At 49.5% G+C, this 16,518-nt stretch carries 13 protein-coding genes; 5 read left to right on the top strand and 8 right to left on the bottom strand.

Annotation, left to right across the window (positions count from 1 at the left end; translation table 11 throughout):
* The first annotated feature begins 18 nt into the window (after positions 1 to 18).
* Complete coding sequence (gene ycjG, locus MPHASIOC01_RS06755) at positions 19 to 987, top strand: L-Ala-D/L-Glu epimerase (protein ID WP_064593850.1); 969 nt, start codon at positions 19 to 21, stop codon at positions 985 to 987.
* Here the strand turns inward: ycjG and mpaA are convergent.
* Complete coding sequence (gene mpaA, locus MPHASIOC01_RS06750) at positions 984 to 1,691, bottom strand: murein tripeptide amidase MpaA (protein ID WP_064593848.1); 708 nt, start codon at positions 1,689 to 1,691, stop codon at positions 984 to 986. The two genes, ycjG and mpaA, sit on opposite strands and share 4 nt — an antisense overlap.
* A 210-nt stretch (positions 1,692 to 1,901) precedes the next feature.
* Between mpaA and MPHASIOC01_RS06745 the strand changes: the two genes are divergently transcribed.
* Together MPHASIOC01_RS06745 and MPHASIOC01_RS06740 are read left to right on the top strand one after the other, a co-directional pair.
* A complete protein-coding gene (locus MPHASIOC01_RS06745; RefSeq protein ID WP_405027769.1) occupies positions 1,902 to 3,503 on the top strand; it encodes an ABC transporter substrate-binding protein in 1,602 nt (533 codons plus the stop codon).
* A 299-nt stretch (positions 3,504 to 3,802) separates the two neighbouring features.
* Entirely contained in the window at positions 3,803 to 5,056 is a 1,254-nt protein-coding gene (locus tag MPHASIOC01_RS06740; RefSeq protein WP_064593844.1) for a mechanosensitive ion channel family protein, read from the top strand.
* A gap of 5 nt (positions 5,057 to 5,061) precedes the next feature.
* Here MPHASIOC01_RS06740 and MPHASIOC01_RS06735 read toward each other — a convergent pair whose 3' ends face one another.
* Positions 5,062 to 5,406, bottom strand: a complete 345-nt coding sequence (locus MPHASIOC01_RS06735) for a hypothetical protein (protein WP_064593842.1) — start codon at positions 5,404 to 5,406, stop codon at positions 5,062 to 5,064.
* Positions 5,407 to 5,527: 121 nt separating this feature from the next.
* Positions 5,528 to 6,709: a GGDEF domain-containing protein gene (locus MPHASIOC01_RS06730; RefSeq protein WP_064593840.1), complete on the bottom strand. Its 1,182-nt coding sequence runs from the start codon at positions 6,707 to 6,709 to the stop codon at positions 5,528 to 5,530.
* 163 nt (positions 6,710 to 6,872) lie between these two features.
* Between MPHASIOC01_RS06730 and zntB the strand changes: the two genes are divergently transcribed.
* Positions 6,873 to 7,856 (top strand): zinc transporter ZntB, encoded by a 984-nt coding sequence (gene zntB, locus MPHASIOC01_RS06725; protein ID WP_064593838.1) that lies wholly within the window; start codon positions 6,873 to 6,875, stop codon positions 7,854 to 7,856.
* Between the two features lie 495 nt (positions 7,857 to 8,351).
* Here zntB and ttcA read toward each other — a convergent pair whose 3' ends face one another.
* A complete protein-coding gene (gene ttcA / locus MPHASIOC01_RS06720; RefSeq protein WP_064593836.1) occupies positions 8,352 to 9,278 on the bottom strand; it encodes a tRNA 2-thiocytidine(32) synthetase TtcA in 927 nt (308 codons plus the stop codon).
* Between the two features lie 353 nt (positions 9,279 to 9,631).
* Complete coding sequence (gene nifJ / locus MPHASIOC01_RS06715) at positions 9,632 to 13,165, bottom strand: pyruvate:ferredoxin (flavodoxin) oxidoreductase (RefSeq protein ID WP_064593833.1); 3,534 nt, start codon at positions 13,163 to 13,165, stop codon at positions 9,632 to 9,634.
* A gap of 312 nt (positions 13,166 to 13,477) precedes the next feature.
* Here nifJ and MPHASIOC01_RS06710 point away from each other — a divergent pair, with 312 nt between their 5' ends.
* Positions 13,478 to 13,753, top strand: coding sequence for a DUF333 domain-containing protein (locus tag MPHASIOC01_RS06710; RefSeq protein WP_064593831.1), 276 nt, complete (start codon positions 13,478 to 13,480; stop codon positions 13,751 to 13,753).
* On the opposite strand, the gene MPHASIOC01_RS06705 is transcribed toward MPHASIOC01_RS06710, so the two are convergent.
* From MPHASIOC01_RS06705 to MPHASIOC01_RS06695, 3 genes are all read right to left on the bottom strand, one after another.
* Positions 13,754 to 14,176, bottom strand: a complete 423-nt coding sequence (locus MPHASIOC01_RS06705) for an META domain-containing protein (RefSeq protein WP_064593829.1) — start codon at positions 14,174 to 14,176, stop codon at positions 13,754 to 13,756.
* Between the two features lie 298 nt (positions 14,177 to 14,474).
* Complete coding sequence (corA, locus tag MPHASIOC01_RS06700; protein WP_353614244.1) at positions 14,475 to 15,428, bottom strand: magnesium/cobalt transporter CorA; 954 nt, start codon at positions 15,426 to 15,428, stop codon at positions 14,475 to 14,477.
* On the bottom strand, positions 15,428 to 16,510 hold the full coding sequence (locus tag MPHASIOC01_RS06695; protein WP_353614243.1) for an FAD:protein FMN transferase: 1,083 nt from the start codon (positions 16,508 to 16,510) through the stop codon (positions 15,428 to 15,430). Before MPHASIOC01_RS06695 ends, corA begins: the two co-directional genes overlap by 1 nt.
* Between the last annotated feature and the right edge of the window lie 8 nt (positions 16,511 to 16,518).

Genomic DNA, 16,518 nt, shown 5'->3' with positions numbered 1-16,518 from the left:
CAAAAGGGATAAACCGTGATGAGAAATGTCAGTGTCTACGAGGAGTCATGGCCACTTAATACACCCTTTACGATTGCCCGCGGAACACGCGAACAGGCCATTGTTGTGGTGGTCGAAATTATTGATGAGTCAGGAGTAAAAGGTGTAGGGGAGTGCACACCTTATCTGCGTTACGGGGAAACAGCTGCTTCTGTGTTGGCTCAGGTGGCAAGTATCATACCGGCCCTGGAACTGGGAATGAACCGTAGTGATCTCCAGGATGCACTACCTGCCGGGGCCGCCCGCAACGCGGTAGACTGCGCATTATGGGATCTTGAGTCTCGCCTCGCAGGGCTTACGCTACCGCAATACCTGAAAACTCCCTTGCCCGAAAGTGTGGTAATGGCACAAACCGTGGTCATCGATACCCCGGAAAGAATGGCTCAGGCAGCACAAAGGCTCTGGTTGAATGGCGCACATTTATTAAAAGTGAAGCTCGACGACCGTCTGATAACGGAGCGCATGGTTGCTATTCGTACAGCTGTGCCGGATGCAACGTTGATTGTTGATGCTAATGAATCATGGCATGTGGAAGGGCTGGCAGCCCGTTGCCAGCTACTTGCAGACCTCAATGTGGCCATGCTGGAGCAACCCTTGCCAGCGGGTGACGATGCTGCACTGGCGAATTTTATTCACCCTTTGCCTGTGTGTGCGGATGAATCCTGCCATACGCGCTCACACCTGGATGCGCTGGCCGGCTATTATGACATGGTCAATATTAAGCTTGATAAAACGGGTGGGCTGACAGAAGCATTGTTATTACAACAGGCGGCAATAGCTGCAGGTTTTGAGGTTATGTTAGGTTGTATGCTGTGTACCTCACGTGCGATTACTGCCGCATTACCGTTGGTGCCTTCTGCGCGTTTTTTGGACCTGGATGGCCCAACGTGGCTGGCAGTGGATGTTGAGCCCGGGCTTAACTTTACACCGGGCATGTTACATCTTTAACCCTCGTAAGTAAGCAGGCTGATAAATCCATCCAGGAAACGCTCACAAGCGAGGTCTGCAGATACCGGCGGTAATTCTGCTGTAATACATGGCAGACTGTTATCTTTACACCAACTGCCAAATGAGCCCGGCGTGGCGTAGCCCACGCTGGTGACCAGAGGTAACATCAGCATTTTCGCCAGCCATTCCCCAAGCGCTGTGCGGTATGGGTCTTCAACGCAGGCTAATGGCTCATGAAACGAAACAGTCCAGGCAGGTTTTATCCGGGTGATTAACTGGCACAATGCCTGGGTTTCTGGCTCAGAGCCGGCAAATTCACCAGATGAGAGTTTTACATCACGAACCGCTGCCTGCGTGTTCCAGCGATAAACGGTCTCGCCCGGTTTCCAGTTGGCTGCCGGGAAATTCCGGTTCAAATCCACACCGCGTAAATTTGCCCGCAAACCACTCTGGCAGCCGTCCGGGTTAACACAAAGAATGACATGATGGCGGCGGTGTGTTTCTTCCAGCGTCCGCAGCGCGCAGGACAGGGTGATAATACTTGCAGTTTCATCACCATGGGTCCCGGCCATAATCAATCCTGCAGAAGGCTGCATTTCAGTGGCCGGAAACCAGAGAAGCTGAGCCCCACCAACGCTGGTGCCATATTGTTGCGCGGACGTCTGGAAATTACCGCGTAATTGTCTCGCTCGTGAAAGCGTCATAAATCACCTTGTTGTCAGAAATGTTTACCAGGACGAATCATGTTGAACTGCTGTATGGCAGGCGTGATTACAGTTCGTCGTAAAAGCTACAACAAAGTATTACAGAATGTTTGCAATTGCTCCTGTCAAAACAAATAATTATCAAAAGTGCCGACCAGTGCGGAAAAGATAAACTCTAACCAGGGCAGCCACATGAAACTCGTTACCCGAATGCTTTGCAGTGCAATTATCGTTGGCAGTGCCACAACGGCCACATTTGCCGCCGATGTACCGCCAGGGACACAGCTTGCAGCAAAGCAGGAATTAAATCGCCATATCAAAGATGAACCTGCATCACTGGATCCCGCTAAAGCTGTCGGGTTACCTGAAATTCAGGTAATTCGTGATTTGTTTGAAGGGCTTACTAATCAGGATGCGACAGGCGCACTGATTCCTGGCGTGGCAACAAAGTGGCAAACTAATAACAACCGTATCTGGACGTTTACTCTGAGGTCCGATGCCCGCTGGTCTGACGGCTCACCGGTAACCGCAGAAGATTTTGTTTATAGCTGGCGCCGCCTGGTGGACCCAAAGACAAGCTCGCCTTTTGCGTCATTTGCGGCACTGGCCGGAATAGAAAATGCGCAGGCTATTACCGAAGGCAAAGTGGCTCCGGACAAACTGGGTGTCAGTGCGCTCGACAGCCGAACGCTGCAGGTACAACTCGATAAAAACGTGCCTTTTTTCCCACTGCTAACGGCAAGCTTTGCACTTTTCCCGGTAAAACAGGCAACGGTAGAAAAATATGGTAACAACTGGACACGCCCAGAGAACCTGGTGGGAAACGGCGCCTTTGTACTGGCTTCCAGAGTTGTTAACGAGAAACTCGTAGTCACACCTAACAGGCAGTATTGGGATAATGCCAAAACAGTACTCACCAGGGTGACATTTATCCCAATTAACCAGGAATCAGCGGCGACCAAACGTTATCTGTCCGGTGGCATTGACATTACGGAATCCTTCCCGAAGAACATGTATCACAAACTGCTGGAGACGCTTCCCGGACAAGTCTATACACCACCTCAGCTGGGCACATACTACTACGCATTTAATACCCAAAAAGGGCCAACTGCGGATCCGCGTGTACGGCTGGCATTAAGCCTGACCATTAACCGCGACATTATTGCTCATAAGGTTCTTGGTACCGGGGAAAAACCCGCCTGGCATTTTACACCGGATGTAACACATGGATTCATGCCTCAACCCGCCCTGTTCCAGGATATGACTCAGGAAGAGCGCAACCTGCAGGCAAAAATGTTGCTGGCAGCGGCAGGCTTCGGGCCAGAAAAGCCGCTTAAGTTATCTCTGCTTTACAATACATCAGAAAACCATCAAAAAATCGCCATTGCCATTGCTTCAATGTGGCGAAAAGCGCTCGGTGCAGAAGTGACACTGAAAAATCAGGAATGGAAAACCTACCTGGACAGCCGCCGAAGCGGTGATTTTGATGTTATCCGTGCTTCATGGATAGGTGATTATAATGAAGCATCAACCTTTCTGTCGCTCATGACGTCAACGAACAGTGGTAATATCGCGCGTTTCAGCTCAAGCGCATATGACAAGGTTATTGCTCAGGCAACCAGTGAAACGGACGAAAAGGCCCGTAATAAGGATTATAATGAGGCCGAGAAAATCCTCGCAGAGCAGGCACCGATAGCGCCAATATATCAGTATACCAATGGGCGTTTGATTAAACCCTGGGTCAAAGGCTACCCAATAGATAACCCCGAAGATGTCGCCTACAGTCGGACAATGTATATCATTAAGCATTAATCAGGCTGTACAAGGGCTGGGCCTCAATTTGTGATGCGGGGCAATTTTTGCTCACCGGCGCATTGATCGGATTTATCTGATATCTTATTATTGAATTGCCCCTAAAGAGCTAACACCACATTTGTGAGTGCCGGAGATAAGCGCCGGAGGGGCAAATCTCTCTTGCCTGTCTCTGATATTCCTCTTTTCATTACCTTTTAACCAGACCCTGCCATTCAGGCCTGTTGATCTGTTCGTTACAAACATTGCACCATGGATTGTGTGAAGGCAAGATAGTGCCTGAATAAAAAGGAGATTATATGCAGGAACTCATGCATTTTGCCGGACGTTACGGCATTAATTTAACTAACTCAATGGCGCTGGCTTGTGTCCTGGCGATCATTTTTTTTACGGCTGTCGTCGTTCACCTCGTGTTACATCGCCTTGTGTTACGCGCTTTTGAAAAACGCGCACGAAGTAGTAATACACTCTGGCTTCAGGTTATTACCCAGCATCACCTGTTTCGCCGCCTGGCCTTTGTGCTTCAGGGCATTATTGTGCACATTCAGTCTTTACTGTGGCTGGAAGCAGGTAGTGACGCCAGTTTGTTTCTGCTTACTGCCGCGCAGTTATGGGTGATGTTGTATGGGTTACTGGCCTTTTTCTCCCTGATGGATGTCTCGTTTGTTATCTCCCGTCAACTGCCATTCGCCGCGAATCTGCCGCTGAAAGGAATTGTCCAGAGCATAAAACTACTCAGTGCTATTGTGATTGGCATCATGATTATCTCGGTATTAATTGGTAAATCACCGGCGATTTTGATTAGTGGTTTGGGTGCCATGGCTGCGGTACTCATGTTGGTGTTCAAAGACCCCATTCTTGGCCTGGTGGCGGGGATTCAGCTTTCCGCTAACCGCATGTTAAACCAGGGAGACTGGCTGGAAATGCCCAAGTATGGCGCTGATGGTGCTGTTACCGATATTGGGCTGACAACGGTTAAAGTCAGAAACTGGGATAACACGATTACTACTATCCCAACTTATGCACTGGTTTCTGATGCTTTTAAGAACTGGCAGGGAATGTCTGAGTCTGGCGGGCGGCGCATTAAACGTAGCATCAATATTGATACCACCAGCATCCATTTTCTCTCTGATGATGAACTGGCGCACTTGCAGCAGTCGCGTATTTTGACGCCTTATTTAGCACAGAAATGCAACGAATTATCAGCCTGGAACCGGGAAAATGACCACGAGTCAGGCTCAGTACTCAATGTGCGGCAACTGACAAATGTAGGGACATTCCGGGCCTATTTGACCGCATACCTGAACCAGCACCCGCGTATTCACCATAACATGACAACCATGGTTCGCCAGTTATCTCCTGGAGTGGATGGCTTACCGCTTGAAATTTACGCATTCACCAATACTGTCGCCTGGCTTGAGTATGAAGCTATCCAGGCGGATATTTTTGATCATATTTATGCTGTGATTGGTGAATTTGGTTTACGTGTGCATCAGTCGCCAACGGGCAATGATATGCGCAGCCTTGCGTCATCCTTGCGGGCTGGCTCGTAGCAGTATCACACCTGGCGGATAATAAATAATGCCAGCGGTGTCTTCATTAAACTAAGTAGTTGGAATTGTGTGGCAGTGGTAACATCACGCGTGATTTGCCCGCTTTGCCACACAATTTGTCCGATATAACCCAGTTGGCGCCATACCACTATAATGGGCACCAGTAACGCCGCTATTGCGTCATTTTGCTGGCATTCCAGCGTGGCATAATTTTCATCATCAAGCTCATTAATAAAAATCTGAATCCCTTCATTGGGTAGCAATGCTTTGATATCTCCGAGAATGGCAGCACTAACAGAGCGGGAGAGTCGCAGGTTGACTCGGGGGTTATGTGTCCAGTTATCAGTCATTGGGTACCATTGCGATGTAATTTATAATACCTCACAGTATATCGTTTTCCCCACTTCATTACGCCTGACATAACCACAAACCAACAGCAGAACGCATATAAAGCAATCTACATTTTCAGTGCTATGCCTGTTTTGCTGTTGGTTCTGTCTGCTGGTCATTGGCCGGGTAGAATATTTGGTATTGGTTCCGGCCACTATTTTTTGCGTAATAAAGCGCGCTGTCTGCCCGGGAAATGAGCTGGCTCGCGCTCATTCCCACTGACCATTCGGCGATGCCGATACTCAGTGTAACTTTATTGGTAACATCTGAAGCCATATGTTCAATACTTCGCATGCTGAGTGCACTTTGTATACGCTTTGCGATATCGGCAGCGTCCGTTGCTGATGCCTGAGGTAATAATACAATAAACTCTTCACCGCCAAATCGCCCAACCAAATCCAGGTTAGCCCGCACCGCGCTTTCAATGGATTCAGCGACCTGGATCAGGCATGAATCGCCTGCCTGGTGGCCATAGAAGTCATTGTAGTTTTTGAATTTATCGACATCGAGCATAAGCATTGAAAAGACGCTATCGCCCTGTTGAAACGAGGCGCGCTGGACGGTTTTATCTAACATCACCTGGAAAGCCCTGCGATTAGCCAACCCAGTAAGAGGATCACAATTTGCCTGAATCTCCAGGCGCTGAATCAAATCGTTATTTTCTTGTTCCCGGTGTATGGCGAGAACAAACCAGGTATTGAGCATGCGCCGCGCGGACTCGACCAATAAAGCGAGTGAAATATATGCCAGCACATTGACTACAGTGATATAGCTGGTAAACACCAGGCTGGTAATAATAATGGCAGCCTGAAGTGGTACACTGAACAAAAACCACGCCAGAGCATCAACATAAAGCGCTATCAGCCCGGTAAGCAATAAAATAGAAGCCAGCGCGAAAATAACAGGGCGCCCGCCGCTGGAAAACAGCAAAAATAGCACCAGGCACCAGTTCAGGCTGAGTATAAGCATTGTCACGCGCAGCATAGTCCAAATATTACGCGAGAGTCTGTCCGGTGAGTATTTAAGGATATACAGCACTGCAGCACTTATCACCATGACTGCAAATAGTGGTAAATGCGAGAAATCCATCCGCCCGGCAGGAATAGAAAGACTTTCTCTGGGGTGAAAATAGTAACGAACTAAAATGACAATACTGAACAAAAGGTTAACCCACAGAAACCAGTTAGCGCTCATAATTATTGCGTGCTGGCGTGTCTGCTCGTAACGTAAGTCAAATGCCTTACATACTTTCCGTCTGAACAAATCTGGTTCCTTTTGGGTAAAGTGTTACATACCAATGCTACAAAGGATTTTAGTAGAATGTTATATAAGATGTGAAATTTTGCTAAATTGACTGTAAAAACCGGGTCATAGCTGCATCAACGTAACACTATGATGGAACACAGAGCGTGAGCAGGGGGTAGTTTTGAGTGGGTTAACCGGGCGTGATTTTTTCGTTTCTGACGCCGTTTATACCTGGCGTTTTGATGGTATGGGTGGCATTGTTCCTCTGGAACAATCAGATAGTGTTGATAAGCAACATCCATGCTGGTTGCATCTTAATTATACCCATCCACAAAGTGCCGACTGGCTGGCAAACTCCCCACTGTTACCCGATGTCGCAAGAGACTTGCTGGCGGGAGAAAGCCTGCGCCCGCGCGTTACCCGCATGGGAGAAGGTACCTTTATTACACTGCGTTGCATAAATGGCAGTACAGATGAGCGACCGGACCAACTGGTTGCCATGCGCATGTATATCAATGAAAACATGATAATTACATCACGCCAGCGCCAGGTTTTGGCGCTGGATGATGTGATTAATGACCTGAAATCCGGGACCGGAGCGAAGGATGTCGGCGGATGGTTGGTGGATGTATGTGATGCGTTAACTGATCATGCGAGTGAGTTTATTGAACAACTCCATGATCAGATTATCGATCTGGAAGATGATTTACTGGACCAGCAAGTCCCTCAGCGTGGTCAACTTGCATTATTACGCAAGCAACTGATAGTCATGCGCCGCTATATGGCACCGCAACGTGATGTGTTTGCGCGTCTTGCCAGTGAGCGTCTGGCATGGATGGATGACGACGAAAGGAGACGGATGCAGGATATAGCAGACCGTTTGGGACGCGGGCTGGATGAAATTGATGCCTGCATCGCGCGCACTGCCATAATGGCTGATGAAATATCACAGATGATGCAGGAATCATTATCACGCCGCTCTTATACCATGTCGCTTATGGCTATGGTATTTCTTCCCAGCACATTCCTGACTGGTTTATTTGGCGTTAATCTCGGTGGTATCCCAGGTGGTAGTTGGGGGTTTGGTTTTGCATTTTTCTGCCTTATGTTGGTAATTCTTGTTGTCGCTGTTATTGTGTGGTTAAAACGTAGTAACTGGCTGTAAATAACGAGAATTATCGAACTAAAGAGACAATTATATTGAGCCACATCAATAAATTTTCCAGATGAAAAAGGCAATATCAATTTCGCAGGTGAATGCAACGTCAAGCGATGGGCGTTGCGCTCCATATTGTCTTACTTCCTTTTTTGAATTACTGCATAGCAAGATTAATTCGTACGACGCCGACAAATTTTGTCGGCTTTTTTTTGCCTGTTTTCTGGGGCGTTCTAAGCTTATGCAGGAAGCAAAAGGAGGTGATATGAAATGTGACCCTTTTCCCGCAGAGCCTGTTCCTGTGACCAAACCACACCCGCGGCCTGACCCTGTACCTCATGAGCCCGTACCGGATCCTGACCCGCACCCTTTAGTGCATTAGCTGTTGGTATAACACAATGTAACCAGCGCAGCCGCAGACAGGCTGAAACCAGGAGAATTAACACAGAAGGATCGGGTGCAGAGATATAAAACGGGCCTGACGGCCCGTTTTATATTTATCAATTATTTTACTTCCAGGATATCCAGGCGCTGGCTTTTCGATTCACTGTCTTCTTCCCAGCCAACCGGAGTTAACGGGATCTCCTGGCGGTCAAAAGCCAGATCGCCACCATCAATGACCTCACTGCCGTGATGAATCCCTTTGAAATCGAATAATTCGGTGTCACACAAGTGAGAAGGTACTACATCCTGCATGGCGCGAAACATGGTCTCAATACGACCTGGGTAGCGTTTATCCCAGTCACGCAGCATGTCGGCAATGACCTGGCGCTGCAAATTCGGCTGTGAACCACACAGGTTACACGGAATAATTGGAAACGCTTTTGCCGTGGAGAACCGCTCAATATCTTTTTCTCTGCAATAGGCAAGGGGGCGAATAACAATATGTTTGCCATCATCGCTCATCAGTTTAGGTGGCATGCCTTTAAGCTTACCGCCATAAAACATATTGAGAAACAGGGTTTGCAGAATGTCATCACGATGGTGGCCAAGCGCAATCTTGGTTGCGCCAATTTCTGTCGCTGTACGATACAAAATACCACGCCGTAAACGTGAACAAAGTGAACAGGTTGTTTTGCCTTCCGGAATTTTGTCCTTGACGATAGCGTAAGTATTTTCTTCAACAATTTTGTACTCAACGCCGATAGTATCAAGGTATTCAGGCAGAATATGCTCGGGGAAACCCGGTTGTTTCTGGTCGAGGTTTACGGCAATCAGAGTAAAATTGACTGGCGCGCTTTGTTGCAGGTTACGCAGTATTTCGAGCATGGTGTAACTGTCTTTCCCGCCTGAAAGGCAAACCATAATGCGATCGCCTTCTTCTATCATATTAAAATCAGCGATAGCTTCACCCACATTGCGCCGCAGACGCTTTTGCAGTTTATTGAGATTGTATTGTTCTTTCTTGGTAACGTCTTGATTATCTTGCATTCTAAAACTCTCGGGCAGTAACGAAAAAGCAGTTCACTGATGCGCAGCAAAGGCTACACAGATATATGCTGATGCTTTCCGTTTTCAACAGGGTGGCCGAACAGGTTAAGGCACAGTAAAAAGTATGCTGCGTATGGTACGGATTACCACGGCGAAAGCCAGCATGTTTTCATCACTTAGCCTGATTTCTGAAAGTAGGTGTAATGACTGTAAAGAGTAAATACCAGGCAAATTAAAAACCTTATGCACATGTGACTTATGCTGAAGCAGCATACCGGAAGAGGGCGTGTGGGTACCTCAGGTTTGTGTATTGCATGCTGAGTTACCCCGGGGTAGCACCCGGGGGCTTACGCTTATTCAGTGGGCTGACCCGACACGCTTTTACCGGCCAGCATCGCCAGAAAATCGTAGCGTTTTTGCAGACAATGTGCTGCATCTTGCCACAATTGTTCAGCCACCTCAGGCTGCTGATTGTTCAGCCGCCTGAAGCGTTGCTCATTGAGTAATGCTTCCCGTAGCGCATCAGAGGGTGGTCTTGAATCGAGTTGTAAAGGGGCTTTCCCTTGTTCTGCCCGTTGCGGGTCGAACCGGTATAGCGGCCAAAAACCACTGGTGGTGAGTTGGCGCATCTGGTCGTGGCTCAGGGCCAGGTCGTAGCCATGCTCTTCACACGGGCTATAAGCAATTATCAACGAAGGCCCGGGCCAGGCTTCCGCTTCCTGAATGGCTTTGACCGTCTGGTTTAACTGAGCACCCAGAGAAATCTGCGCAACATACACATGCCCATACATCATCACGCTCACGCCCAAATCTTTACGAGCCTTGCGTTTGCCACTCTCGCCAAACTTGGTTACTGCGCCCAATGGGGTTGCCTTTGACGCCTGCCCACCCGTATTCGAATAACACTGGGTATCCAGCACCAGTACATTGACGTTCTCGGTCAGGCTCATCACATGATCCAACCCGCCATAACCTATATCATAAGCCCAGCCATCGCCACCAACCAGCCAGACAGAACGTTCTACCAGGTAATCCGCCACATGCAATAACTCGACGGCTGCAGGCGAGGCAATATCAGTGAGAAGCGCGCGTAACTGGCTGATTTGCTGGCGGCGTTCCTCAATACTTGCCGGTTCACTTAACGCGCTGCGTAATGTATCAGGTAGCGCGTCACCCAGTGTTGCCAACAGGCGTTCAGCCCGCTTGCGATGCTGTGTCTGGGATAACCGAAAACCCAGACCAAATTCAGCGTTATCTTCAAACAGCGAGTTTGCCCATGCCGGGCCACGACCATTGGCATCTGTTGTCCACGGCGTAGTTGGCAGGTTACCACCATAGATGGAAGAACAACCTGTGGCATTGGCTACTAACAAACGGTCGCCAAACAGCTGCGTCAGCAACTTGATATAAGGCGTTTCACCACAGCCAGAGCAGGCTCCGGAATACTCAAACAATGGCGTAAGCAGTTGTGATGTGCGGATATCAATCCGCTCAAGTGTGCTGCGATCGCGGTCTGGCAGTGAAAGGAAGAAATCATAATGCTGTTTTTCCTGCTCAACATGCTCAAGCCTTGGCTGCATATTAATCGCTTTAATATCCGGGTTCTCGCGGTCTTTGGCCGGGCAAACCTCAACACACAGGTCACAACCGGTGCAGTCTTCAGGCGCTACCTGCAATACGTACTTCTGGCCCCGCATATCCCGTGATTTAACATCGAGTGACTGCAATGTTTCCGGTGCTGCATCAAGGGCTTCTGGTTCGACAACTTTTGCCCGTATTGCAGAGTGTGGGCAGGCGGCAACACAGTGATTACACTGGGTACAAATTCCCGGATTCCAGATGGGAATAGCTTCAGCAATATTGCGTTTTTCCCAGCGCGTAGTGCCAACGGGCCAGGTTCCATCCGGCGGAAAGGCTGAAACCGGGAGTTTGTCTCCAAGCCCGGCAATCATGGCGCTGGTGACGGTTTTCACAAAGTCCGGTGCGGTGTGCGTAACAACCGGCGGCATATGGTGGCTGTTATTGTTCACATCACCTGTTGGCACTTCATGAAGCGATGACTCGGTCAGCGCTAAAGCTTGCCAGTTGCGCTCTACCAGCTCCTGGCCTTTACTCTGGTAACTCTTCGCAATGGCGCCCCTTAATGCATCCAGCGCCTGGCTACCCGGTAATAACTGCGTTAAATGGAAAAAGGCCATTTGCATTACCGTATTTATCCGCGCACCTAACTGGCACTCGCGGGCGATTTTTGCTGCATTGATAACCCACAGCCGGGCTTGTTTATGGCGCAACACCGCCTGCACTTCCTGCGGGAGCCGTTGCCATACTTCATCTTCCGGGTAAGGCGAATTCACCAGGAAAATGCCGCCTGGTTTCAGCTTATCCGCCATTGAATATTTATCAATAAATTGCCACTGGTGGCAGCCAATGAAGTCGGCTTCTTCTACCAGCCAGGTGGAGCGTACCGGAGTATCCGCAATACGCAGGTGCGAAACTGTCAGCCCTCCCGCTTTCTTGGAGTCATAAACGAAGTAACCTTGCGAATACCAGGGCGTGCTGTTGCCAATAATTTTGATGTTATTTTTAGTTGCTGAAACAGAACCATCGCTGCCCAGGCCATAAAACAGGGCTTCAAGGCGGGAGGAAGATGGCAGGGATTGTGCAGGTAACGGTAACGAAAGATGGGTAATATCATCAAATATCCCCACAGTAAAACGGGTGGGGGGCTCGGCCTGGTTAAGCACATTAAAAATAGCCAGCGCACAACGCGGGTCAAACTCTTTTGATGATAACCCATAGCGGCCACCGATAACCCGGGGCAGTGTCGCCCGTTGGCGCTGTTGCCAGGCCTGTGCCAGCGTTGTCATGACATCAAGGTAAAGCGGTTCAGCAACAGCTCCCGGTTCTTTTGTGCGATCCATTACCGCAATATCAGTAACGCTGTCGGGTAGCGCAGATAGAAAATGGTGTGCACTGAAAGGCCGGAATAGCCGGACTTTGAGCAATCCGACTTTCTCACCGTTGGCGGCCAGGTAATCAACAACTTCCTCACAACAACCGATGGCTGAACCCATGATAATCACCACACGTTCAGCTTGTGGATGCCCGTAATAATCGAAGGGGTGATAGTGACGCCCGGTTTGCTCGCCAAATGCCTTCATGGCCTGCTCAACCACGCCACTGAGCCTGTCATACCACGGATTTGTTGCTTCCCGGGCCTGAAACCAGGTATCCGGATTAGCTGATGTGCCACGAATAACCGGGTGCTCCGGGTCCAGTGCCCGTTCACGGTGAGCCAGGATAGCTGATTCGGGTATTAATTTGAGCAATGTATCATCGCTCAGTGGTGAGATTTTATTGATCTCATGGGAAGTACGGAAACCATCAAAGAAGTGCACAAAAGGCACCCGGCTTTCAAGTGTCGCCATGGTTGAAATCAGAGCAAAGTCCTGTGCTTCCTGTACGCTGGACGAACATAACAGCGCACACCCAGTCTGGCGGACTGCCATGACATCAGAATGGTCACCAAAAATGGATAACGCGTGCGTTGCTACGGTTCTTGCCGCTACATGCAACACAAAGGGCATGAGTTGCCCGGCAAGTTTATACAGTGTCGGGATCATCAACAACAACCCCTGAGACGAGGTGAAAGAGGTGGCCAGGGAACCGGTCTGCAACGCACCATGAACGGTCGCTATTGCACCACCTTCAGATTGCATCTCGACAACTCTGGGGACATCACCCCAGACATTTTTCACCCCATTTTCAGACCAGGCATCTGCCTGTTCTGCCATCACAGAACTTGGGGTTATGGGGTAAATGGCGATAACTTCATTTAAACGATACGCGACGGACGCAACAGCGCCATTGCCATCAGTGGTTATCATAAAAATTCCTCAACATTGCATTCATAAGGCCTGCATCGCGCAGGCTTTTTGTCATTATGTTTTGAGTCTAGCAAACCTGAAGCGAGGCAATTTTTCCCCCTGTGTCCTGGGGTTTTGGTTGTTCGTTACAGAATAATTCGTGACACTGTCACTGAATGTATGCAAAAAAATGTGCTCCGGAACAAAAAAAATAGCAAAAACCCTGAAAACTCGTGGGTTTCAGGGTCGACGTAGTGAAACGTGTGGCCTATGATGCAAAAGTTTTGTCAAAAAAGACTATTCAGACACAACCTGGTGGACAGGAGAAAACGCATGAAGGCAGGTTTTATTGTGGCGGCAGGGGCGGCGCTTTTTTTTCTCACAGCATGCAGTAGTAATGAACCGGTACAGCAAGCAACTGCGGCACACACTCGTAGCCCACTTGAATCAGTTATGTCCGGACAAGGCCAGGCAAATTGCGCGATGATAGGTGGAATGGTACTTGCTGCACGCCAACTCGATGGCTCCATGATTGGCACATGTGCATTACCCAACGGCAAACGCTGTAACGAGAACGCACTTGCCGCGGGTAATTGTGGAACGTACTGATTATTTTCCGGTACCTGCCATACGCTGGTAAACCAGAGTATCGTCATTGGCTTTCAGGGTAAGCGTATCTGCAGTTAATGTTACTGCCGCACCCTGGGTTAACATCTTGCCGATAACGTTATCCAGTTGGTTCATTTGCGCATCAACGCACAGCATTTTGGTGCCTGCCATTCCTGCAACCGTCAGGGTATTCCCCGACAGGCTACCCTGTCCCGTAAAGCGGTTACACATATTGCCTGATACTTGCAACGTATTGCTAAAGTGCAGGCTTGCCGGGCGCGAGTTATCTGTCAATGGTTTGCCATTGAATGTTTTCAGTACAAACGACTGGTCAGCCAGTTGTGCAGCTCCTGGGGCTGAGCCTTCCTGAGCGCAACCTGCCAGGGCCATCATAGCCAGTAATGCGGGTATCACTTTCTTCATCTTTATTACTCCCTGAGAGTGTCCATGTCCGTTATTCACAGGATAAAGTATGCTGGTAACGCAAACGTACTGCCGTTACGTTGCCAGCACCAGCTAACTATAACTATCCGGCAACAGCATGAGTGTAGCAAATCAGGCAATCTGATTGGTGCAGGATTCGCCCGCTTCCAGCTGTTTAAGATTATTCAAGGTTGGACTAGCGGGGGCATTTGAACAGAAACTTACGGTTTCACCCTCGCAGAACCACCCAAAACCGTATATTCCTGAACGAATTTCCCCTACGGCTTGCTTCCTGCCATCAGAGCCATCCCTTACGTTTAAAGTACCAATACGGTGCGATACCGGAGATAATCATCAGTCCGATTGCCCAAGGGTACCCGAGTAGCCACTTCAACTCGGGCATATAGTCAAAGTTCATTCCATAGATGCTTGCAACGAGCGTAGGCGGCAGGAAAACGACGGCGGCAATTGAGAAAATCTTGATGATCTGGTTTTGTTCGATATTGATAAAGCCCTGAGTCGAGTCCATCAGAAAGTTGATTTTGTCGAACAGGAAAGTGGTATGAGACATGAGTGTCTCGATATCGCGCATGATCTCACGCAGGCTCTCCGACTGCTCCGGTTGGGTTTTCAGATGACGCAACAAAAACGAAATATCCCGCTGGGTATCCATCAGGCAGAGGCGGATTTTTCCGTTGCTGTCTTCCAGACGGGCCAGTTTGCCGATGGCGTCTTCCAGCTCCGACTCTTCATCCTCCAGCACCATATAGCTGACCTTTTCCAGTTGGCGATGCAGGTCTTCCAAGGTATCGGCATGGTTTTCCACTTTCTGCTCCATCAGCGTGACCAACAGGTCTTGTGGAGACTGCACTTCTACCTGTCCACGGTGCGCTCTCATACGTAACAGGCGAAAATCGGCCAAATCTCCTTCACGAATAGTGATCAAGCAATTTTTTTGCAGGATACAGGCAACGGACACGGTCGTGTGGCGGCCCTCGCTTTGGGCGAGAAACAGTGAGTGGACGTGGATACCGGCCTGGTCCACGAAGCAGCGGGCGGAGGCTTCGATCTCTTCGACTTCGTCCGATTCCGGCAACTCGGTGCGCAGCATGTGTTGCAATAGTGCACGTTCGTCTTCATCCGGCTCATGGGCATCAATCCAGTCGGCATTGGTCAGATGGCTGCCCAACTCCTCAGAGGGGTATTTAATCTCTCGGATCAGGCCACTTTCAATCTTAAACAATCTCAGCATCAGTGAACCTCTATGGTTTTCATTGAGTGCCAGCGATGAGTCGCGGCCTCTTCGAACTGGTTATTGTGTGTGGTAATGAATAAGGCGGCGATGCCATTCTCATTGGCAATCGGTATACCAGCTTCCCTGCCCAGACACAGGAGCGCCGTGGACCAAGCGTCCGCCACGGTTGGATTGTCATTGATGACCGAGACCGTATTGTGGGTGACCGGCTTGCCCGTGCGGGCATCCAGCACATGGCTGTAACGCTTACCCTGTTCATCGAAATAATGGCGGTAAGTGCCCGACGTCATAACGGAAACCGGGGCATCCTGGCGGATGGTGAGAGTTTTTTGCACCGAACGACCACCGGGCAGAGGCCGCTCAACGCCAATACGCCAGGGGGAGCCGTCCGGCTTGTGCCCACGGGTTTGCAACTCTCCACCAATCTCCACCAGATAGTTCTGTATCCCGGCAGCTTCGACTAAGGTTGCAATCCGGCCAACGCTGTAGCCTTGAGCGATGGAGGAAAGATCCACGTGAAGCTGTGGGTCGGTTTTGCGCAACTGGGTGGGGGTTGGGGTTACCAGCTTGCTAAAACTGATGTGTTGTAGCTGCTGCGTCAGGGTGACTGGGTCCGGTGGTATCAGGGTTTGGCCTGAGAATCCCCAAAGATCAAACAATGGTTTGATCGTCAGGTCATAGCATCCCTGACTTGCTTGACTAACCTGCTTGGCGGCTTCTACCAGTTCGACGATCTCGGAACCCACCTCAACCGGAGCGGTGGTCTCCGTGGCGTTAAAACGTTCAATGTCAGAATCCGACCGGTAGTTGGACAATGAGCGATCCAGACGATTGAACTCAACATCAATCCGTTGTTGGAGCGCGTTAACGTCCAAGCCTCCAGATTGCCAGACGCTGACATGCCAAGTAGTACCCTGAGCCGAACCACTCAGCTTATGCATCTGATTGGATGAATCGCAACCTATTAGCACCAAAGCGATGACAAACACCACAGGCCACTTCAGACTTTTGCTGATCAATCTGGAGGCTTGCCCAGCTATTGCATCAAGCCTCTGAATAGCCACTGAAACAATTACCATCGTGTTTC

It is taken from the genome of Mangrovibacter phragmitis, assembly GCF_040429585.1.
GTDB classification, from domain to species: domain Bacteria; phylum Pseudomonadota; class Gammaproteobacteria; order Enterobacterales; family Enterobacteriaceae; genus Mangrovibacter; species Mangrovibacter phragmitis.
The sequence above is the reverse complement of the archived record's forward strand: the minus strand, read 5'-3'. Positions and strand labels throughout refer to the sequence as shown.